The sequence below is a fragment of the Halanaerobaculum tunisiense genome (assembly GCF_054657635.1).
In genome coordinates, this window is the sequence record NZ_BAAHYI010000002.1 from 142,055 (window position 1) to 164,876 (window position 22,822).

Annotated in this window: 19 protein-coding genes and 1 pseudogene; all 20 read left to right on the top strand. The window is 35.0% G+C overall.

The features are described from left to right. Positions 1 to 110: 110 nt before the first annotated feature. The 20 genes and pseudogenes from glnA to ACYQ3D_RS02375 all read left to right on the top strand — a co-directional run bounded on the left by glnA (position 111) and on the right by ACYQ3D_RS02375 (position 22,813). Positions 111 to 1,442, top strand: coding sequence for a type I glutamate--ammonia ligase (gene glnA / locus ACYQ3D_RS02280; RefSeq protein ID WP_459835759.1), 1,332 nt, complete (start codon positions 111 to 113; stop codon positions 1,440 to 1,442). An 864-nt stretch (positions 1,443 to 2,306) separates the two neighbouring features. Continuing rightward, complete coding sequence (ltrA, locus tag ACYQ3D_RS02285; RefSeq protein WP_459835761.1) at positions 2,307 to 3,413, top strand: group II intron reverse transcriptase/maturase; 1,107 nt, start codon at positions 2,307 to 2,309, stop codon at positions 3,411 to 3,413. Between the two features lie 254 nt (positions 3,414 to 3,667). After that, positions 3,668 to 4,067, top strand: a pseudogene (locus tag ACYQ3D_RS02290) (IS607 family transposase). A 36-nt stretch (positions 4,068 to 4,103) separates the two neighbouring features. Further along, a complete protein-coding gene (locus tag ACYQ3D_RS02295; RefSeq protein WP_459835764.1) occupies positions 4,104 to 5,429 on the top strand; it encodes a transposase in 1,326 nt (441 codons plus the stop codon). A gap of 723 nt (positions 5,430 to 6,152) precedes the next feature. Further along, positions 6,153 to 7,961, top strand: a complete 1,809-nt coding sequence (gene ltrA, locus ACYQ3D_RS02300) for a group II intron reverse transcriptase/maturase (protein ID WP_459835767.1) — start codon at positions 6,153 to 6,155, stop codon at positions 7,959 to 7,961. A gap of 103 nt (positions 7,962 to 8,064) precedes the next feature. Further along, complete coding sequence (locus ACYQ3D_RS02305) at positions 8,065 to 8,304, top strand: hypothetical protein (protein WP_459835769.1); 240 nt, start codon at positions 8,065 to 8,067, stop codon at positions 8,302 to 8,304. A gap of 307 nt (positions 8,305 to 8,611) precedes the next feature. After that, positions 8,612 to 9,781: a beta-aspartyl-peptidase gene (iadA, locus tag ACYQ3D_RS02310; protein WP_459835771.1), complete on the top strand. Its 1,170-nt coding sequence runs from the start codon at positions 8,612 to 8,614 to the stop codon at positions 9,779 to 9,781. An 85-nt stretch (positions 9,782 to 9,866) separates the two neighbouring features. Further along, positions 9,867 to 10,319 (top strand): DUF441 domain-containing protein, encoded by a 453-nt coding sequence (locus ACYQ3D_RS02315; protein WP_459835773.1) that lies wholly within the window; start codon positions 9,867 to 9,869, stop codon positions 10,317 to 10,319. 362 nt (positions 10,320 to 10,681) lie between these two features. Next, complete coding sequence (locus ACYQ3D_RS02320; protein WP_459835775.1) at positions 10,682 to 11,095, top strand: YwiB family protein; 414 nt, start codon at positions 10,682 to 10,684, stop codon at positions 11,093 to 11,095. 1 nt (position 11,096) lies between these two features. Next, positions 11,097 to 12,758 carry an arginine--tRNA ligase gene (argS, locus tag ACYQ3D_RS02325; RefSeq protein ID WP_459835777.1) on the top strand — a complete coding sequence of 554 codons (1,662 nt, stop codon included), beginning with the start codon at positions 11,097 to 11,099 and terminating at the stop codon, positions 12,756 to 12,758. Between the two features lie 358 nt (positions 12,759 to 13,116). After that, complete coding sequence (locus ACYQ3D_RS02330; RefSeq protein ID WP_459835780.1) at positions 13,117 to 13,272, top strand: XapX domain-containing protein; 156 nt, start codon at positions 13,117 to 13,119, stop codon at positions 13,270 to 13,272. A 110-nt stretch (positions 13,273 to 13,382) separates the two neighbouring features. Beyond that, complete coding sequence (pyrG, locus tag ACYQ3D_RS02335) at positions 13,383 to 14,984, top strand: CTP synthase (protein WP_459835783.1); 1,602 nt, start codon at positions 13,383 to 13,385, stop codon at positions 14,982 to 14,984. Positions 14,985 to 15,223: 239 nt separating this feature from the next. Then, on the top strand, positions 15,224 to 15,967 hold the full coding sequence (locus ACYQ3D_RS02340; protein ID WP_459835785.1) for a hypothetical protein: 744 nt from the start codon (positions 15,224 to 15,226) through the stop codon (positions 15,965 to 15,967). A gap of 78 nt (positions 15,968 to 16,045) precedes the next feature. Next, a complete protein-coding gene (locus ACYQ3D_RS02345) occupies positions 16,046 to 16,684 on the top strand; it encodes a hypothetical protein (protein ID WP_459835787.1) in 639 nt (212 codons plus the stop codon). A 99-nt stretch (positions 16,685 to 16,783) separates the two neighbouring features. Beyond that, positions 16,784 to 17,638, top strand: coding sequence for a class II fructose-1,6-bisphosphate aldolase (gene fba / locus ACYQ3D_RS02350; protein ID WP_459835789.1), 855 nt, complete (start codon positions 16,784 to 16,786; stop codon positions 17,636 to 17,638). A 584-nt stretch (positions 17,639 to 18,222) separates the two neighbouring features. Beyond that, positions 18,223 to 19,212, top strand: coding sequence for a class II fructose-bisphosphatase (glpX, locus tag ACYQ3D_RS02355; protein WP_459835792.1), 990 nt, complete (start codon positions 18,223 to 18,225; stop codon positions 19,210 to 19,212). A gap of 78 nt (positions 19,213 to 19,290) precedes the next feature. Then, positions 19,291 to 20,301: a sodium:calcium antiporter gene (locus ACYQ3D_RS02360; RefSeq protein ID WP_459835794.1), complete on the top strand. Its 1,011-nt coding sequence runs from the start codon at positions 19,291 to 19,293 to the stop codon at positions 20,299 to 20,301. A gap of 16 nt (positions 20,302 to 20,317) precedes the next feature. After that, complete coding sequence (rho, locus tag ACYQ3D_RS02365) at positions 20,318 to 21,568, top strand: transcription termination factor Rho (protein WP_459836085.1); 1,251 nt, start codon at positions 20,318 to 20,320, stop codon at positions 21,566 to 21,568. 82 nt (positions 21,569 to 21,650) lie between these two features. Further along, the gene (gene rpmE / locus ACYQ3D_RS02370) at positions 21,651 to 21,851 is read left to right on the top strand and encodes a 50S ribosomal protein L31 (RefSeq protein ID WP_459835796.1); all 201 of its coding nucleotides are present in this window, start codon (positions 21,651 to 21,653) and stop codon (positions 21,849 to 21,851) included. 77 nt (positions 21,852 to 21,928) lie between these two features. Continuing rightward, complete coding sequence (locus tag ACYQ3D_RS02375) at positions 21,929 to 22,813, top strand: DUF1385 domain-containing protein (RefSeq protein WP_459835798.1); 885 nt, start codon at positions 21,929 to 21,931, stop codon at positions 22,811 to 22,813. Positions 22,814 to 22,822: the final 9 nt, after the last annotated feature.

Consider the following 22,822-nt stretch of genomic DNA (forward strand, 5'->3'; position numbering starts at 1 on the left):
AAACTTAACATAAACTTGACATATAGTAACAAGTCTGTTAAGATAAAAGCAAGTTAGTTACTAATGAAGTTGATAAATTTATTATAAATCAGTTGAGGAGGAGAGAATATATGAGTTTAACTAAAGAAGACGTGTTGAGAAAGGCAGAAGAGTTAGATGTTAAGTTTATTAGACTGCAGTTTACAGATATTTTAGGGGTAATTAAGAATGTAGCAATTACTGTTGACCAACTAGAAGAGGCTTTAGAAGGCGAGATTATGTTTGATGGTTCTTCTATTGATGGCTTTACTAGAATTCAGGAGTCTGATATGAAATTAAAACCAGACTTTGATACCTTTACTGTTTTTCCTTGGCGACCAGAAGAAGGTGGCACAGTAGCTAGATTAATTTGTGATGTTTATAAGCCAAATGATGAACCATTTAATGGTGGACCGCGTAATGTATTACAGAATGTACTAGAAGAAGCACAGGAAATGGGTTATGAAATGTATCTAGGTCCTGAGCCAGAATTTTTCTTATTTGAAAATGATGATGAAGGAGAGCCGACTACAATTACTCACGACAAAGGTGGTTACTTTGACTTAGGGCCAATTGATGAAGGACAGGATGCAAGACGGGATATTGTATTGGCTTTAGAAAAAATGGGCTTTGATATGGAAGCTTCTCACCACGAAGTTGCTCCTGGCCAGCATGAAATTGACTTTAAGTATGAAGATGCTCTCAATACAGCTGATAATATTGCTACCTTTAGATTTGTAGTTAAAGCTATTGCTGATCAATATGATTTACATGCTACGTTTATGCCGAAACCTATCTTTGGGGAAAATGGTTCTGGAATGCATATGAATCAGTCCTTATTCAAAGATGGAGAAAATGCTTTCTATGATGCAGATGATGATTTAGGCTTAAGTCAGACGGCTTACTACTATATTGGTGGTCTCTTAAAGCATGCTAATGCAATTGCAGCAATTACTAATCCAACAGTTAATTCTTATAAGCGGTTAGTACCTGGCTATGAAGCTCCAGTTTATAAAGCTTGGTCTGCTTCTAATCGAAGTGCTTTAATTAGAATTCCAGCTTCTCGAGGGGCAGGTACCAGAGTAGAAATGAGAAATCCTGATCCAACAGCGAATCCATACTTAGCAACTGCTGTAATGTTGAAGGCTGGCTTAGATGGTATTAAGAATGAAATTGAACCACCAACAGAAGTAGTAGACAATATCTTTGCTATGAGTGCTAAACAAAAAGAAAAATCAGGTATTGATAGTTTACCAGGTAATATCAATCAAGCAGTTAAGGAGTTACTAAAAGATGAGGTTATTCAGGATGCATTAGGAGATCATGTTTTAGAACATTTTGTTGAAGCTAAGAGACTAGAATGGGATGTATATCGAACTCAAGTACATCAGTGGGAATTAGATCAATATTTAAAGACATTTTAACAATTAAGATAATTAGAGAATTACTTACCAGGGCCAACGTTGGCCCTGGTTTCTTTATGTGTGCTCTGTAGATTATGAAAATAGTAGATGAGAATTCTATCCATGCTGTTTTCGTCGTATCGGTGTGTGAAACCAATAGTAACAGGGTGTCTATCGTGAGATAGAATCTGAAGAGTTTGAGGTGAATAGTCAGCCTAAAACAATATGTGAACCGTCGGTGGCATTTAGTAGTGGCGATTCACCATAAAAATGAAGAAGTCCAATGTCGACTTGGGGGATGCAGGTGGCTCTGGATAAAAAGCGAGATAACGAGAGTGTCCATGTCGAATTACTAGGTGTGATTATGGTTGGGATGGCTATAATAGTTTTCGTAATTGACCAGAGGAGTCTCTAATATAGTTCTGTATAGAAATCTATAGAGATAAATGATGGTATAACCTAAAATGGGAAAGCCAGAGTGAGGATATATTAGAGTTCAGAAGCTATCATAGTAGCGAAAAAAATCAATGAAAGTTGATTACAGTGAAGGATAGTCAGGTTATTGAAGTTAAGAATAGACTGTCAATGATATCTTAATAAGAATGGTTTAGACGCTATTAAAGATAGTGAGCTCTAAAAGAAATATAGACAGGAAATAATAACTGAAAATATGATGAATTTAGGAAATACCATGACTTAAGTAGTAGTGAACTAAGAGGTGCGATTGGTGAGAGCCTAAAGACGTGCTTAGGAGTACTATGAAGATAAGGGTTAAGATATCGAGACAGGAAAGAAAGAACTGGTAAGTAGTGAAATTAGGATAGGTGAAAAAAAATTTTTCGAACCTTATACAGTCTGAAAGATTTAATCACAGATAAATGGCGAATGCATAAGGCAGGACAAAAAGTGCTGGCTAATGGTGGTTGTGGTGGAATTGATAATGTAAGTATCAATGAATATAGAAATAACTATAAACTGAATATGCAAGAATTATATAGGCAGTTAAGAGAGGATAGATATGAGCCACGACCAGTACTAAGAACGTATATCTCAAAAGAAAATGGAGAAAAGAGACCACTAGGGATTCCAGTAATTAAAGATAGGATTGCCCAACAAGCAGTCAAACAAATCTTAGAAATATACTTTGAGAGATTGTTTTGTGAATGTTCTTTTGGATTCAGACCTAACAGATCAACCCATGATGCAATAGAGAAAATAGAAGAATATAAACAGCAAGGTTACGATTGGGTAGTAGATGCAGATATAAAATCTTATTTTGATACTATAAACCATGATTTATTAATGGATTTTATAGTAGAATATATAAGTGATGGATGGGTATTAGACTTAATTAGATCGTGGCTAACTGCAGGAGTCATGACCGAAGAAGGAAGAAAAGAGACTAAAGAAGGAACACCTCAAGGAGGTGTGATCTCTCCTTTATTAGCTAATATCTATTTACATTACTTTGATAAGAAGATGACTCGAAGGGGATATAAACTAGTTCGCTTCGCTGATGATTTTGTAGTATTGACCAAAAGTAAAGATAAAGCCAAAAGAGCATTACAAGTAACTCGTCAGATAATAGAAAATGAATTAAAATTAAAACTCCATCCTGAGAAGACAGTGATAACAAACTTTTATGATGGGTTTAAATTTCTAGGATTTAGATTTCATCATTGGTATTATAAAAGTCCAAGAGATAGAGCAATAAATAACTTTAAAGATAGAATAAGAGATATAACTAGAAGAAATAGACCTCAGAAATTGGAAATAATAATTGATGAGTTAAATTTAGTACTAAAAGGCTGGGGACATTACTTTAAAATAGGCAATATCAAAACATTATATAGGAAATTAGATAAATGGATAAGAATGAGAATACGTTCTTTCATAGAAGGAAAGAAAGCGATAATTCATCAGAATTATCGCTTATCGAATAAGTTTTTAAGAGAAGAAGGACTAGATTCACTGCTTACTGATGTGCTGTAATCGAGAGTGAAATATACATCTATGGTAACATAGAGTCGCTGACTTACTCTCTGATATGGAGCACCAATAACCGAAAGCTGTATACGGGAAAACCGTTCGTGCAGTTTGATAAGGGGTCCCAGCTGTGAAGCTGGTCCTACTTTATTGGGGGGGAGCTTTAAACAGTTTACTTGTTTTTAATTAAACTTTATCATTCCTACTTGGTAATAAGCAATTTTTACAGCGTTATATAAACAAATAGAGGTGATAAAGTAATGGAATTATCCATTAGGGAAGCAGCAGAATTTTTAGGTGTAGCTCAATCCACATTAAGACGTTGGGATAATGAAGGAAAATTAGTAGCTTATCGTACCCAAGGAGGTCATAGGAGATACGATAAAGAAAAGCTAATTGCTTTTCAAGATAAAGAGGAGAATAAAAGCAAGTTAACTATTGGTTATTGCAGAGTTTCTAGTAATAGTCAAAAAGAAAATTTGAAATGTTAAGTAGAGAATGTAAGCAATTATTGTATTAGTAATGGATACCAATCAAGAGGAATTGGTTGAAGATGTACTATCTATAATTACTGTATTTTCTGCCAAATTATATGGTAGTAGAAGTAATAAATCTAAAGAAATTAAAGATACTAATAAAGAAATGTTTACTATTAACTAAAATAATTTAAATCTGCTAGTAAAGGAGGTGATATAGATGCTACGAACCAGTAAAATATTAATTAAAGACCAGGAATTTAAGGAGTTTGCAATTGAAAAGGTATTTTTAACAAGGCATTTTGAGAATATGCTACTTATTTTATTAGAACAAGATTTTAAACAAGATATAGGTGATAGGAAATTAATTGCTAATCCTTATGTAATGAGAGCAGTTATTCGAGATACAAAAGGCGGTAGTTATTCTGATAGAGTATCTTATATTAAAGAAAAATATAAAAATCATGATTTAATGCAAGATTTAATTAAAGCAGGGAAACAACTTAAAAAGGATAATTTAGTTATGACCATGCGAAAAGTACGGAGCAATTTTAAATCTTTTTATACTAAAAAGAAAAAGGGAGATAAAAGGGCAAGACCACCAAAACCTAAAAGTTTATCTTCTTTAAATCATTATACTCTTTTAATTGATAGTGATAAAGGAATGAGCCTTGCTTATCTTAAAAAAGGTCAGAATAAACTAGGAATTACTTTAGATCATGATAAAGGTCGGCAATATTTTTATATAAATCATAAAGCAGTAAGAAATATAGTAGGTGATTTAGATAATATTCAAAGTATAAACTTGCAATACTCAAATGGGGAGCTTTATTTGCTAATCACCTACGATAAAGAGATTAATGTAAATAAGGAAAGACCTCATAAAATTGCCGGATTAGATATTGGTGTTAATAACCTTGCAAGTATTTATATAGAGGACGAAGATAGTCCAAGTCTTATAGTAGATGGTAAGAAGTATAAAACTTATAATAGCCAATTTAATCGCCAAATAGCGAAAATTTCTAACACTATTGATACTACAGAATCTAAATCTAGACAAGAATATCTTCAAGACTTTAAAAACTATCTATTTGAAAAAAGAAGTCGTTTTTTCTATGACCAATTCCATAAAGTAAGTAAGCGAATATTACAATATTTAGATCAGCATAAGGTTACTGAACTAGTTATCTCGGATAATCTTAACAAACTTAAAAACAATGGTAATTGCAACCTTCGTAAAAACACTAAACAGAATTTTATCCAAATTCCTTTTGTAAAATTACTAGATTATTTAGAGTATAAAGCTAAAGAGTATGGAATTAAAATTACTATCGTGAATGAATCTTACACTTCTAAATCAAACTCTTTCACTCCAGAGATTTATAAAGTTAAGTCTTTGCAACGAAAAGTAGAAAAACTGCAAGATCAACAAAATAAGACCGAGTCTGATATTGAGTACCAACAATATCAGCGTTTAATTGCTGCTTACAAGGAGTTGTTAGATAAATACAACTACCGAGGTAAGCGAGTTAAACGAGGTTTATAGTGCGACCTGTTGCGATATGAAAAGTATCGCCTAGTATTGTGGATCTAATCTACAATAATTAGAACTGAAAGACTTGAATAGTCAAATGATAGGGTAACGCCTTGAAGGGCTATCATTAATACTCCGAACTGCATTAAATAAGGTTAAGTTATTTGATGTAGTAAGCTCGGTAAAGTCGAGGGAAGGTTATCGTAATGATACGAAAACTGCTCTAGTCGAGTGGTATAACTGACACCACGGATGCCTATAAAATACCTACTGATTAGAATGTACCACAAGGTACCGACGAATCCTTGAATGTACGGGTCTAAACCTCGAATAATCAGAAATGATTATCTCAACAAAGTTTGAGGTATGAGGGATGAGTAAGATTTATAGATATGAAAGTCCTTATACACTTGTAGGGTATATAGTTAGAAAATTCCAACTCATACAGGCTCAAAGGGGAAATCTAAGGGTATATGTAGAGGTAAAGTCTTTCGGAACAGGGAAAGCTAACACATGGAGGTACTTAACACCTATGAAATGTTGGTATGGAATATTGATAACATACCTTAATGTTAGTTGATAGTGTTGGCACGAACCGATAATACCTTAGTAAAATAAGGTTAGGGATAGCCAATAATCAATAGTTTAAGTTATAAGATATATCATTCTTGACATAAGGTTATCGGGTAAGACTAAGAAAGGTGAAGTCTCCATAAAGGAGGTTTTAGCCGACTTATGACTGCATTAGCAGAAAGTTATGTTGAGAATCCTAAGAAACAAAAACTAAGGAACAACGAATATTATGATACCCAAGAAATACAAGATAGATTGTATAAGTATAGCCAAAAAGGTTATGATTTCAAGAATCTAATGAAACACATTACCTCTAGAAAAAATATTTTACTTGCTTTTCGTAATATCAGGAGAAATAAAGGTAGTAGGACTAGAGGAACTAATAATACTACTATTGAGGACTTAGAGCAATGGACTACTCAAGAATTAGTTGACTATGTAAGAAACAGGTTAGAATATTACAAACCTCAATCAGTTAGAAGGGTATATATTCCTAAACCTGATGGTAGAAAAAGACCTCTAGGTATTCCTACAATGGAAGATAGATTAATCCAACAATGTATAAAACAGGTTTTAGAGCCTATTTGCGAAGCTAAGTTTCATAATCATAGTTATGGTTTTAGACCTAATAGATCAACTAAACACGCCATAGCTAGGACATCGTTTCTGATAAATAGAAGTAAACTTCAATATTCAGTAGATATTGATATTAAAGGCTTCTTTGATAATGTTGACCATGCTAAACTCAAGAAACAAATATGGTCGATGGGAATCAAAGATAAGAAGCTAATATCAATACTAGGAGCAATGCTAGAAGCTGAAATTGAAGGAGAGGGTGTTCCTGATAAAGGAACTCCTCAAGGTGGAATAATATCACCTTTACTATCGAATATAGTACTAAATGAAATGGATTGGTGGATTTCTAACCAATGGGAAACATTTGAAAGCGACCATAAATATAGTAGGATAGATAACAAATATAGAGCATTGAGAAAAACAAACTTAAAGGAAATATACATTGTTAGGTATGCAGATGATTTCAAAATCATGTGCAGAGATTATAAAACAGCAAGTAAAATTAAGATAGCAACTATTCAATGGTTAAAAGAAAGACTAAATCTTGAAGTCAGTAAAAAGAAAACAAAAATCACTAACCTTAAAAGGACTTATACCGAATTTTTGGGTATTAAGCTCAAAGTTAGAAAGAAAGGTAATAAATATGTAGGTAGGTCTAGGGTAGCCGATGGTGTTAAGAAGAAGTTAGTTGATAAACTCAAACACCAGATTAAGAGGATAAATGAAGAAACTACTCCTCAACAAGTATCAAAACTAAACTCAATGATACTTGGTATGCAAAATTACTACTCTATGGCTACTATGGTTAATCATGATTTTTCAGATATCGCCTTTCAAGTCAACCGAACCTTAGAAAATAGACTTAGCTCGGATTTAAGTGAAAAAGGTACTGAATCAAAAACTTTCCAGAAATTTTATGGAGGGTATAACTATAAACCTTATTATGTAGCAGGGATTAGAATATTTCCAATTGCTGGTGTAACTTTTGATGCTCCTATGAACTTCTCACAGGAGATATGTGATTACACCAGGACAGGAAGGGAAAAAATACACAAGAAGCTTAAAAGTGTATCGCCAGTAGTGTTAAAGTATTTAGTTGAAAATCCTGTCCAGGGTGAAACAATTGAGTATAATGATAACCGAATAGCCAGATATTCTGGTCAAAATGGTTGTTGCTTTATTACTGGTATGCCTTTAGAAATTGGAGATATAGAGTGTCATCATAAGAAACCACGAGATGATGGTGGTAAAGACACTTATAGGAACTTGTGTTTAGTTAAATATGATATACACAAGTTAATCCATGCTATAAAAGAAGAAACAATTAATCGCTACTATAATGAGGTGAAAGGGATTCTTGATGAAGATGCCTTGAGTAAACTCAACAAACTTTGAGCTAAGGCAGGAAATGATTGTATCGAACCAACTTAGACTATGATGGAACGCCTAGTGAGTTTGAAAATCTCACGCTAGGTGTGAAGAGGGGGAAAGGCTGAAAATGGGTAACACTACTATTGAAGGCTTACCTATCTCTATTGTTGATCAAGAGCAAGAACTAGCTATTAATAGTGATATCAATGGGGCTAGAAATATTGCGAAATTAAGTTCTAATTACCAAAAGAAAAAATGTAACAACCTAAAGAAACTATGTAATCCAATTAAAGTAGAAAATGACTATAAATTTATCAGACTACTAAAAGATAGATGGAATTATAACTTTAAAAAAGAAACTGCCTAAAAAGCACACCCGAATCTTAACCGATAGGGTTAGTGGATAAGGACATCGAAACTTTGGTGTCAACGCTGTAGTGGACTTAAACTTACTTATTGAATAATTTTAGATAAGTTTAAGTAAACATAAATCAGCGGTATAAAAAAAGTATATTTTTAAATAATACAATCAGGATCTTGATTTATTAGATTTTGGTTTTACTCACACTCACACTCATTACTCACACTCAATATCAATGATTCTCCAATAAGCAATTTCATATTTACAGTTTGTTAACTATTAACAGTAAAAATAAAACTAATAGGAGGAGATTATGCTAAAATTACTTAAAAACGGAGAAGTTTATACCCCACAATATGTAGGGCAGAAGGATTTGCTGCTTGCTGGTGCTAAGATTATTAAATTAGCCGATAAGATTTCCTTGCCTCAATCAGATTTCTATCCAGTTGAAGTGATTGATCTCGAAGGTCTAAAAGTAGTACCGGGCTTTATTGACCCTCATGTCCACTTAATTGGCGGTGGTGGAGAGGATGGATTTAAGAGCCGTACTCCAGAGATACAGCTGACTGACTTAACTACTGCTGGGATAACTACTGTTATTGGTTGTCTAGGGACTGATGGAACTAGCAGGCATATGACTTCTTTATTAGCTAAAGCTAGAGGATTAGAGGAAGAAGGAATCAGCAGTTATATCTATACTGGATCTTATCAGTTTCCGTTACAGACGATAACTGGTAACTGTCGTGCTGATCTAGTCTTAATTGATAAAGTAATTGGGATTGGAGAGATTGCTTTAGCAGACCATAGGTCTTCGCAACCAACTTTAGATGATTTCAAGCGAGTAACTGCTTTAGCTAGAACCGGTGGCTTGTTGGCAGGCAAAGCAGGAATTGTCCATGTTCATATGGGGAATGGGAGACAGGGCTTGACTTATTTATTAGAAATAGCTGAGGCTACAGAATTGCCGATTACACAGTTTTTACCAACCCATATTAATCGCAACCAAAGGCTATTGGATTCTGCTAGTGATTATACTAGTCAGGGTGGTAAGGTGGATCTAACTACTAGCTCCACTAATGATCCTGCTGATCCCCAAATCCCAGCTAGTAAAGCAGCTAAAGAATTATTAGAGCAAGGAGTTAGTTCCCAGGCAATTACTTTTAGTTCTGATGGGCAGGGAAGTCTACCGCAATTTGATCAAGCTGGTAATTTTGTAGGTTTAGGAATTGGTAATGTTAATTCATTACATAAAGAATTTCGCCAGGCTGTACTTGTTGAAGATATTCCGTTAGCCGTCGCTTTAAGATTTGTAACTGCTAATGTGGCAGATATCTTAAATCTAGCGGGGAAAGGTAGGATTAGAGAAGGGACTGTAGCTGATTTAACAGTACTAGATGATGAATTAGAGATAGATTCAGTTTTGGCCCAGGGCCAAATGATGGTTCAGGCAGGAGAAACTTGTGTGACAGGAACTTTTGAGTAAAATTACTTCAAGAATCTAAGATTAATTGTTATAATGAAATAAGTGGCTTAGCAGAATAATTAACTAATATAGAGGGGAATAATGTATGCAAGTTAATCTAGCTTTAATAATAATTACTATTTTAGGTTTATTAATTAGAAATAATTCTTTGATCATTTCCGGGATTATTTTATTAGTTGTTAGAAATCTTAAGTTACAAGGTGCTATGGATTTAATTGATGGTTACAGTGTTAAAATAGGAATTATATTAATTATGTTAGGTGTATTAGCTCCTTTAGCTACAGGAGAGATGGAATTAAATAAGTTAGTAAATGATTTATTAGATCCACTATCTTTATTAGCTATAGTGATGGGGATTGCTGTAACCCAGTTTACTCGCGAGGGGATTTCACTGTTAGAAAGTGACCCTGCTATTACAGTTAATCTAGTAGTAGGGGTTATTTTAGGGGTTTCCTTCTTTAATGGGGTACCTAGTGGACCGTTAATTGCTAGTGGGATTACTGCAGTTATATATCAGTTTTGTTCCGCAATTTTTTAAGGAGGGATGACTATTAAACAGATATTGATTATTCATTCGACTACAGATGATGTAGTGGAGTTGGCCAAGGACTTCAGTAAGGATTCCAGGTTGATTTGGCAGACTAACTGATCGGATATAAGAGGATCTCTGGGCAAGTCAGTTAAAAAGTTAATGAGTAAATTAGAACAAGAAGGATCTTTTGGCAAAGATTTTAGAGTATTTAAGAATTACAGGCAAGCTAAAAATTATGCTTTGGACTTATATTTGTAGATTGCTAGTTTCTTTGCTTGCAAAAGTCAAGTTGAGATTATATAATTACTTATTGTTGTATTAAAAATAATAATTTAAGAAATGATAGACAGAGAAGTGGGGCTGATATTGTGGCGCAGGAAGTAGCAATTAAAGTTAATGGTAGGCAGAAGAATGACGGTACAGAAACTGAAATCAAACGAGAAGCCCAAGGTAAATTTTATAATAAACAAGGAACTTATTATCTCAGATATGAAGGCGAAGGCGATTTAGCTGGCGTAACAACAACTCTTAAAATCAAAGATAGAAGAGTAACTTTAATTAGACAGGGAGCAGTTAGGACTAAGCAGGAGTTTATTCCCCAGGCTAGGACAAGCTTTGACTATCAGACTCCTTATGGTACTTTACAATTGGAGGTTGAAGTAGAGGAGTTAGAAGTAGATATTGGAGCTAAGACAGGAGAAGTTGATCTCAAGTATCTATTATATGACCCCGAGGGGTTAGTAGGAACTAACTGGTTGAATATTTCTTATAAGGAGGAATAGTATGGCATTGGTTCTGGAGTTACAGGAAAAGTTACAGGCTAATTTAGAGCAGGCAGTCACAGAGGCTGATTTTGAGCTAGAAAAGATGCCGGAGATTGAATTAGAAGAACCCCGGGAAGAAGCTCATGGTGACTATGCTACTAATTTAGCTTTAGTTTTATCTGGTCAAGTAGGTCAGGCACCGCGAAAAATTGCTGAGGAGATTATTGCCTGTCTGCCTAATTTGGATTTTATTGCTGACATAGAGGTAGCTGGCCCAGGTTTTATCAATTTTTATTTTAGTGATGATTGGTTGTATGATGTTTTGTTTGAAATTGAAGAAGCAGGAGAGGATTATGGTCAGGTTAATCTAGGAGATGAACAGATCCAAGTTGAGTTTGTAAGTGCTAATCCGACTGGTCCTTTACATGTAGGTCATAGTCGGGGCGCAGTAGTTGGTGATGTGCTGGCTAATATTTTAGATTCAGCTGGCTTTTCTGTTAGTAAAGAGTACTATATTAATGATGCTGGAAATCAAATGGATTTATTAGGTAAGTCAGTAGCTGTTAGGTATCAGAAGTTATTAGGTTATGAGGTTGAGTTACCTGCTGATGCTTACCAGGGAGAATACATTAAGGAGATTGCTCAAGAAATCATCGACCAAGATGGTGATCAATACTTAACGGAAGCTCAACAGGGAAATGTTGAGTATTTTAGAGAGTATGCCTACGAACAGTTATTAGTTAATATAGAGACAGATTTAAAGGAATTTGGAGTTGAATTTGATAACTGGTTTAGCGAACGAACTTTACATCCTGAGGCAATTGAAGAAGTGCTAGCTAAATTACAAGATAAAGATTTGGTTTATCAGTCTGAAGGAGCCCTGTGGTTTAAATCAACTGAGTTTGGAGATGATAAAGATAGAGTAGTAATTAAAGATAATGGAACTCCTACTTATTTAGCGGCTGATATTGCTTATCATCATAATAAGTATCAACGTGGATTCGATGAAGTAATTGATATTTTAGGAGCTGATCATCATGGTTATGTTAAACGGATGGAAGCAGTAGTTGAAGCCTTAGGTCATGGGGCTGATGCTTTAGAGATTATTTTGGTGCAGATGGTCAGTCTGCTTAGAGATGGTGAGCAGGTTCAAATGTCTAAACGAGCTGGTAATTTTGTTACTTTACAGGATGTAGTTAAGGAAGTAGGTACCGATGCTGCTCGCTATTTTTATGTAATGCGGAGTACTGATACTCATCTTGATTTTGACTTAGAGTTGGCTAAGAAAGAATCTACTGATAATCCAGTCTATTATATCCAGTATGCTCATGCTAGAATCTGTAGTATTTTAGAACAGATAGAAGAAGAAGGGGTTGCTTTGCCTGATCTTCAAGAGGTTGAGTTATCTAATTTAGAGGCAGAAGCAGAGTTGGATTTGATTAAGCAACTAGCTAATTATCCATTAGAGATAGCCGAGAGTGCTCAAAGTAGAGAAGCACATCACGTAGCTTTATTTGCCTATGATCTAGCTTCTGCTTTCCATAAGTTCTATAATAAATGTCATGTTTTAGTTGATAATCAGGAGTTAATGACAGCTAGATTGGCACTAGTGATAGCTGCTAAACAGGTGTTAGTTAATGTACTTGATTTATTAGGTATTTCTGCTCTGGAAAGTATGTAGCAAGCAATTTATAATTTAGAATTGACAATTGACAATTAAACCCAATGAAAAATCAAAGCTGAATAAATATATTATAAAATGAAGTAATTGATATATTGTGTCACCATAGGTGACACAGTCGTGTGTCGTGTGCTGTGTGCTGTCAGCCAATTCAAAACCTTTAAATTCAAAATTTACCCCCTTAAGATTACTATGTTTTAAGGGATCGAAGCAGATCTATGGTTTTGAATTTGATTTGGCTCACGACAGATATCTGATAGCTGTGGCACGAAAGTGCCACACCATTTTTAATTTGTTTAAATGTTGGCCCGTTCTTCGGGTGGGGGAGAGTGATTCACTAGATTAAGGAGGCGTGAATATGAACCAAGTTTTGCTGTCTACCTTGTCTGGTTTACTTGTAGGTGGACTCTTTTCCTTGTTGAATTTACCTATCCCAGCTCCGCCTAGTATTTCAGGTGTTATGGGGATTGTTGGTATTTATCTTGGTTTTGTAATGGCTAACGCGTTAGTTTAAGATAGTTAGACTAGAAAGTTTAGATCATCCTAAACTTTCTAGTCTTTTTCTTATAGTGCGGTTTCGATAGACGTCTAACAGTTATTAAAATTATAAGGGAGGATTTATTAATGACTAAGTATATCTTTGTAACTGGTGGTGTTGTTTCTTCTTTAGGTAAGGGAATTACTGCTGCTTCTTTAGGTAGGTTGTTAAAAGAAAGAGGGTTAAGTGTTACTGTTCAGAAGTTAGATCCTTATATTAATGTAGACCCTGGAACAATGAATCCTTATCAACATGGAGAAGTATTTGTAACAGCTGATGGAGCAGAAACAGATCTGGATTTAGGTCATTATGAACGATTTATAGATATTAAGTTAAACGAAAATTCCAATGTAACTACAGGACAGATCTATTCTACTGTCTTAACTAAAGAACGTCGTGGAGATTATCTCGGAGGAACAGTCCAAGTTATTCCTCATATTACAGATGAAATCAAATCTCGGATTGAACGCTTAGGGAGTGATGAAGAAGTTGATGTAGCTTTAATTGAGATTGGAGGTACAGTAGGGGATATTGAAGGACTGCCGTTTTTAGAGACAATTAGACAGTGCAAACATGATTTTGGTCCGGAGAATGTAATGTATATTCACTGTACTTTGATTCCTTATCTCAAGGCTGCTAATGAGTTAAAGACTAAACCAACTCAGCATAGTGTTAAAGAATTACGTCGGTTAGGAATCCAACCTGATGTGATTGTCTGTCGTAGTGATCGAGATTTAACTCAAGCAACTGAGGATAAGATTGCTCTATTCTGTGACATTGATAAAGAAGCAGTAATTCCAGTTAAAGATGCTGAGTGTATTTATGATGTCCCATTAATTGTGGAAGAAGAAGGGTTAGCAGATATTACTCTTGAAAAGTTAAGTTTAAAATCTGAAGTAGAACAGCCAGATTTATCGGACTGGAGAGAAATGGTAGATAAAATGAAGAATCTTTCTGATGAGACAAGCATTGCTATTGTAGGCAAGTATGTTGAACTACCAGATGCCTATATTAGTATTGTTGAGTCTTTACAGCATGCAGGAGTCAGTAATGATACTGCTATAGATATTAAATGGGTTCACTCTGAAGATATTGAAGAAGATAGTGCCCAAGAGCATTTATCCGATGTGGATGGTGTTTTAGTACCTGGTGGTTTTGGAGACCGAGGGATTCCGGGTAAGATTGCAGCTATTCGTTATGTCCGGGAGAATAATATACCTTACTTTGGGATTTGTCTTGGGATGCAGTGTGCTGTGATTGAATTTGCTCGTAATGTCTGTGATTTAGATGCTGCGCATAGTGCTGAGTTTGCTGATGATACTCCTGATCCAGTGATTGATTTAATGCCGGAACAAAAAGATATAGAAGATAAAGGGGGCACAATGAGATTAGGAGTTTATCCGTGCAAGATTAAAGAGGATACAGTATGTCGTGATTTATATCAATCAGAGGTGATTTATGAAAGACACCGCCATCGTTATGAGTTTAGTAATCATTATCGTAATCAGTTGACGGAAGCTGGTTTGATTTTATCTGGTGTATCACCTGATGATAGATTGGTAGAGATGGTTGAGATAGCAGAGCATCCTTGGTTTGTAGCTAGTCAGTTCCATCCTGAGTTTAAATCTCGGCCTAATTGTCCTCATCCTTTATTTACAGGTTTTGTAGAAGCAGCATTGAATAATTAAGTGGGATATAGCTATCAGTCGTCTGCTATCTGTAAATTTAAAATCTAAACCTTTAAAATTACTAGATTCTAAAGGATTAAATATTGTTTCGAATTTGATCTGCTGATGACTAATAGCACACGACACACAACTAATATACTGAAGTAGGGGAGAAATCTCCTACTTTTTTTATTTTTTTGGTATATCCCTCCCATAAAATGTAAATAATAATACTAAGAATTTAATCAGGAGGGATAGTTATGAAAAAATATATAACTTTTGTTATGATAATTTTATTATCTTTATCTCCAATCAGTTGGGCCCAGGCAGATGATAAATTGGCTAAGACAGGACAGATAGTAGCTGTTAATGCTCAGCAAAATACTATTTTACTCCAAGCTAATGACGAAGTAAAGGAGTATAAAGTTGCCTTAGACGCTACAATTAAGGTCAACCAGCAACAGGCATCCTTAACTGCTTTACGGCCTATCCAAGATAACTATTTTCAGCAAGCTAAGATTAAGTTAAATCAGCAGGGAAAAATAACTACCATCAATTCCTTTTATCAAACAGTTCCTATTGTGGTTAGAGAGGTACATGATAATGTAATCATAGTCGAAAATTTAAATACAAAGCAGACAGCAGTCTATAACTTAGATTCTGATTTACAGATCAGACGTAATAATTATCAAGCCTCTAGCTCAGACCTTAAGCCAGGGGATCAAGGTAGAGCCATATTAGGGATTAATAGGCAGTTATCAATATTAGTTGTTCACCATTATCAAGCTACAGGGCTGATTACAGAGATTGATAGAGAGGAAAAGAAGGTTACTGTGAATCTAGGTAGTGATCTTAATCCTAGAGAGAAGACCTTCAAGATTAGAGAAGAAACTAAACTTTTAGCGGAGGACAAAGAAGTTGGACTAAGTAATATAAATGTTGACCAGTGGATTAAATTAGAGGTTGATAATCAAGTACAGTCGGCTGTAGTCCGGGATATTTAATAAAATGTGAGGAATCAAATAAAGGATTTCTAATCTGGATAAAGAATATCTTAATTGGCCAAAGGAGGTACAAGCAGAATGTTAATTGAATACCAAACTACTTTAGCCTGGAGATGTCCTAGGTGTAGTAAGCTAGAGTTAGAACAAGTTAATATATTTGATTTTTCTGGTACAGATAAATTGAAGTTAGATTGTGATTGTGGAGAAACTAAGTTACTGATTATTAAAGAAGGTTCTAATTTCAGATTGAAGTATCCTTGTATTTTCTGCGATACTCAACATAGTCAATTTTATAACGCAACTGAATTTTGGTTTGGTGATGTAGAGAGTATTAGTTGTTCTACTAATCAAACAGCTCTAGGATACTTTGGCCCAGAGGATCGACTAGAAGAATTAGTTAGAGAGGAAGAAGAGTATCTAGAGCAGATGATGGATAAACTAGAGTTTGAAGATTGCTTTGATAGTCCCCAAATTATGTTAGCAGCAGTTAATGAATTGCATGATATAGCTATGGAGAGTGGATTAGTCTGCCAGTGTGGTAGTCAGGAGATAGATATTGAAATGTTAGCAGGAGAGATAGAGTTAATCTGTCAGGAATGCGAAGGAGTTACTAAGATCCAGGCTCAAACTGAGGAGGATTTAGCTTCTTTACGAAAATTAAAGAAGATTAAGATTCTAGAAGGTGTAGTTAGTGCTCTAGAAAAAACAAATGGTTAATAAGGATGAAATTTAAAATAAAATAGGATTAAAATGAAGGATTTTTTTCTTAAGTCTTGTATAATAAGTAATGGACTACAATAAGGAGGTTATGTTAATATGCCATTAGTATCAATGACAGAAATGTTAATTGAGGCTAAAGAGAATCAATATGCAGTCGGACAATTTAACATCAATAACTTAGAGTGGACACAAGCTATCTTGGAGGCTTGTGAAGGTAAGAATTCTCCAGTAATTTTAGGTGTGTCTGAAGGTGCTACTAGTTACATGGGTGGTTTTACAACAGTAGTTAATATTGTAACTGGATTATTAGAAGACATGGAGATTACTATTCCTGTTGCTATCCATCTAGATCATGGTTCTAGTATTGAAAGTTGTAAAAAAGCAGTTGATGCTGGATACACTTCCGTTATGATTGATGCTTCTCATCATTCTTTTGAGAAGAATGTAGAGATTACTAAAGAAGTAGTTGAATATGCTCACGCTAAAGGTGTTTCTGTTGAAGCTGAGTTAGGTATTGTAGGTGGCCAAGAAGATGGTGTAGAAGGTCAAGTTAAGTATGCTGATCCAGAGGAATGTAAGAAGTTAGTTGAACAGACAGGAATTGATGCTTTAGCACCAGCTTTAGGTTCTGTTCATGGCCCTTATCAAGGTGAGCCTGATTTAGGATTTGAAGAGATGTTAGAGATTAAAGAAACAACAGGTCTGCCATTAGTATTACACGGCGGAACTGGGATTCCAAATAAAGATATTAAAGAAGCAATCAATCGAGGTACTTCTAAGATTAATGTTAATACTGACTTCCAGCAAGCTTGGACAAAAGTTGTTCGTGAATTATTGGCTGAAGATAAAGAAGTCTATGATCCGCGAAAGATTATTGGGCCAGGTAAAGAAGGTATTATCGAGACTGCTAAGAAGAAAATTGATGTTTTCGGTAGTGCTGACCAAGCCTAACTATAATTCAATAAATTGGAGTCAGAAAAAGGTGCAGAAGTAATTTCTGCTCCTTTTTTCTGTTTTTAAAGGGGTTAGTCATACGTCTAACATATTCAATCTAAAACTTATATTAATTTTTATAGTATACTAGGCAAGAGTTTTTTTACTCCCAGAATTTTTTCAAACTCATCTACAGCTCACTGCTTAAAAATAAGGCTAATCTAATTTAATATCCTGCAAATTAGATAATTTAAGCCTTATTTTTACTCCAGTTCGCTAAGATGCGTTACTAAAAAATTCAAATGTCGTTGTGAAACTCTTACCTAGTAATTAAAAAAGGGTTGTATTGGTTTAATTTAAGTAGAACAATCCGCGACTTGTGGTTAAAATAAAAGAGTAATATATGTTCTAGTATTTTTTAATATCTCTAGTAACTCTTTAACCGCAGGAAGCATTGATTGTTCTATCCTTGAAATCTTTTGGTAACTTTTATAGTTCAATAAAAGTTACTCGGAAAAAAGCTATTTTGTAGCTTTTCCGAAACTGCTTTTAAAATTAGATATTTATAGTAAACTATAAACTAATACTAGGAGGAATAGTAAATGGAACGAGAATTAGCAATTGAATTTGTTAGAGTATCTGAAGCAGCTGCAATTGCTTCGGCTAGATGGATGGGCCGAGGCGATAAGGAAGCAGCTGATCAAGCAGCTGTTGATGCTATGCGTGGTATGTTTGATACAGTAGATATTGATGGAGAAGTAGTAATTGGAGAAGGAGAAATTGATGAAGCTCCTATGTTATATATTGGGGAGAAGATTGGTACTAGAGAAGGAGCAGTGCCTGAAGTTGATATTGCAGTTGATCCTTTGGAAGGAACGACAATTATTGCTGAGGGACGACCTAATGCTTTATCTATCCTAGCTGTAGCCCAGCGAGATTGTTTTCTTCATGCGCCAGATATGTATATGGATAAGATAGCAGTTGGCCCGGAAGCCAAAGGAAGTATCGATATTACTGCTTCAGTGGAGGATAATATTAAATCAGTTGCTACTGCCCTAGAGAAAGGCGTTAAAGATGTTACTGTAGTTATTTTAGATAAACCCCGCCATAGAAAAGAAGGTGGCTTAATAGATCAGGTAAGAGCAGTAGGTGCTAAGATGAAATTGATTGGTGATGGAGACGTAGCAGCAGCTTTAGCTACTGGTTTGCCTACTACTGGTGTTGATTTATTAATGGGGATTGGTGGTGCTCCCGAAGGTGTTTTAGCTGCAGCTGGTTTGCGGTGTTTGGATGGAGATATGCAAGCTCAACTAAAGCCTGCTAATGAGCAAGATATTAAACGAGCCCAAGAAATGGGGATCAAGGAGGTAACAGCTCCTTTGTTAATGGAGGATTTAGCAGCTGGAGATAATATTATTTTTTCTGCTACTGGTGTAACTGATGGTGAAATGTTAGATGGTGTTAGATTTAGTGCTAATCAAGCTACAACGCACTCTTTAGTAATGAGATCTAAAACAGGGACCTTAAGGTTTGTAGAAGCGGTACATAAGTTAGACCAGAAGCCATTACCGAAAAATAATCACTGGAGATAATTGACTTAAAAATTAACGGAGTATATAATAAATAATATAAGGATATAGTATAGTGTAAGAGAAACAGGAGGCAAGTAGATGATAACTTTGTGGTTGTTATTTTTGTTATCAGCGGTAGCTATTATTATTTCTGGGACTAAATTATCCGATTACGGAGATATAATTGCTACTAAAACAGGTCTCGGTCAAGCACTAGTAGGGAGCATCTTAGTAGCGGGAGCTACGTCATTGCCGGAAGTAGTAACTAGTGGAACTGCTTCGGCAATTGGTTCTCCTGATATTGCTATTGGAAATGTGTTTGGGAGTAATACTTTTAATTTAGTAATTTTAGCTATTGCTGATTTACTGCATGGATCAGGTCCTTTTATGTTGCGAGTCCACTCTAAACATATCTTATCTGCTTTATTAGGTATTCTCCTCTCTGGTTTTGCCACTTTATTCATTCTGGTTAATTATCTTAATGATCTACAATTTAATTTGTTTGGTGTCGGGTTAGGAGCAATTGTTATTGTAGTTACTTATTTAATCGGGGCCCGATTGATTTTTCGTTATGAGCGTAAAAATCAATTAGAAGAGGAACAAGAAGAGGAATTATTGGATTTAGAGATTCCTTTAAATAAAGCTATTTTAGGTTTTAGTATCTCGGCTGTAATAATTGTAATTGCTGGTATTCAGTTATCTTCTTATGCTGACCAGATAGCTACTGTAACTGGTTTAGAGAAGAGTTTTATGGGAACTATTTTAGTTGCTGCTGCAACTTCTTTACCAGAGATGGTAGCTGTTGTGTCTGCTATCCGGATTAATGCCTATGATATAGCAGTAGGAAATGTGTTTGGGAGTAATATTTTTAATATGGTAATTATTTTAGTAGCTGATATTTTTTATAAAGGAGGAGCGGTGCTAGCAGCTGTTTCTTTATCGCATACTGTAACAGCTTTATTAGGCTTGATTTTAAGTAGTATTGCTGTAGTAGGACTTTTTTATCGTTCGGAGAAGACTTTTTTAACTATTGGTTGGGATTCAATTGCTATTACTAGCATTTATTTATTTGGAGCCTATCTGTTATTCAGAATAGGTATTCATTTTTAGGGAGGAATTGTAGTTGATGAATATTAGTGAGTTGGAAGAGAAGACTATTAGTGAATTATATGAGATAGCAAAAGATTTAGAAATATCCGGGTACAGTACTTTTAAGAAAAGAGAGTTGATTTTTGAAATCCTACAAGCTGAGACAGAAAAAGGAGGCTTGATCTTTGCTGAAGGTGTATTAGAAATCCTTCCTGATGGCTATGGTTTTTTACGTCCTACTGAGTATGTGCCTAGCAAAGATGATATTTATATTTCGGCTTCGCAAATTAGGCGTTTTGATTTAAGGACTGGAGATGTAGTATCAGGCCAGGTGCGCCAGCCTAAGGATAATGAAAGTTATTTTGCTTTACTAAGAATTGAGGCAGTTAATTATCAGGATCCGGAGTTGGCCCAAGAAAGACCTCATTTTGAAGACTTAACCCCTCTTTATCCGCAGGAAAGGATTACTTTAGAACATGATCCTAATGAAGTTTCCAGTCGATTAGTTGATTTAGTAGCTCCTATTGGTAAAGGACAGCGAGGATTAATTGTAGCTCCTCCGAAAGCAGGAAAGACGATTTTACTTAAGAAGATAGCCAATAGTATTTCGGCTAATTTTCCTGAGGCTAAGTTGATGATTTTATTAATTGATGAACGTCCGGAAGAAGTAACAGATATGGAGCGCTCAGTTGATGCGGAAGTAATCAGTTCTACCTTTGATGAACCTCCTAAAAATCACATTAATGTTTCTGAGTTAGTTCTCAAAGAAGCTAAGAGGTTAGTAGAGCAACAGCAAGATGTGGTAGTTTTATTGGATAGTATTACTAGACTGGCTAGAGCTTATAATGTGAATATTCCTTCTAGTGGTAGAACTTTATCTGGGGGATTAGATCCTACTGCTCTGCATAAACCAAAACGTTTCTTTGGTTCAGCAAGAAATATTGAAGAAGGTGGCAGTTTAACTGTTTTAGGTACTGCTTTAGTGGAGACAGGAAGTAGAATGGATGATGTAATTTACGAAGAATTTAAAGGAACTGGTAATATGGAGTTACATCTTAGTCGCCAATTAGCAGAGAAAAGATTATTCCCTGCTATTGATGTTAATAAGTCTGGCACCCGAAAAGAGGAGTTGTTATTGTCAGATGATGAGTTAGAAACAATGTGGAAGTTAAGACGAGATATAAATGACTCTTATGCGGACCAGATTATTAAATCATTTATTAAGCAGATTAAGGCTAGTGCCAATAATCAAGAGATGTTAACTTCACTACAAAAAATTATTGATTAGAGTTTAGCCTGTTGCAATTTGATCAGGCCTATGTTATAATATGGCAGTCAGAAGATCACGTAATAAAGTGAGGTGATTTAAGATGAAGGAAGAGATTCATCCAGAATACAAAGAGGCTACAATTACTTGTGCTTGCGGTAATACTTTTGAAACGAAGACAACTAAGGGTGATATGAGAGTAGAAGTTTGTTCTAATTGTCATCCTTTCTATACTGGCAAGAAGAATCGTGCTACTCGTGGTGGACGTGTTGAGAGATTCAAAGAAAAATATGGTATTGAATAAGATGATGATGGCAGAGCTTTTGCTCTGCTATTTTTTTGCTATTATAAGTGTTGACTTTTAATTTAGGAGGAAAAAGTATGTCACAAGAACAGTATGGAGGGCAAGCGGTAATTGAAGGTGTTATGATGCGTGGTGAAAAAAGTATAGCAGTAGCTGTTCGCAAAGACAATGGAGAGATTATTTTAGATGAACAACCTTTTACTTCTATAACTGATAAGTTTAAAATTTTAGGCCTTCCTTTGTTACGTGGGGTAATTGCTTTATTTCAGTCTTTGATTTTAGGGCTACAGGCATTAACTTTTTCTGCTAATCAATTTAGTGAGGAAGAAGAAGAGCTATCCTGGTCAGAGTTAATAATCAGCATTGGTACAGCCTTAGGATTGGCTATTTTATTATTTGTTGTTTTACCAGCTGGAGTTATAGGCTTTATCCAATCATATATAAATTCTAATTTAGTCTTAAATTTACTAGAAGGTATCATTAAGGTCAGTGTTTTATTAGCTTATATTACAATTATTTCTCACCTAGAGGATATTGAACGAGTTTTTGAGTACCATGGTGCTGAGCATAAGGTGATTCATAATTATGAGTCAGATTTGTCATTAACTGTTGAGAATGCAAGGCAATTTTCTACTTTACATCCTAGATGTGGGACTAATTTCTTGTTGCTAGTAATGGTTGTTAGTATTCTGTTATTTTCCTTTTTCGGTCGACCGGATTTAGTGAGTCGAATTCTGATTCATATTGCTTTATTACCTGTAGTTGCTGGGATATCTTATGAATTGATTAAATTAGCAGGTAAAGAAGCAGCTCCCCAGCCTATTAAGTGGATTGCTATCCCTGGTCTTTATTTGCAGAAGTTGACTACAGCTGAACCATCATCAGAGCAACTAGAGGTAGCAATTAAGTCTTTAGAAGCAGTATTAGAAGAGGAAGAAGAATTGACAATTGACAATGGATAATTTAGAATT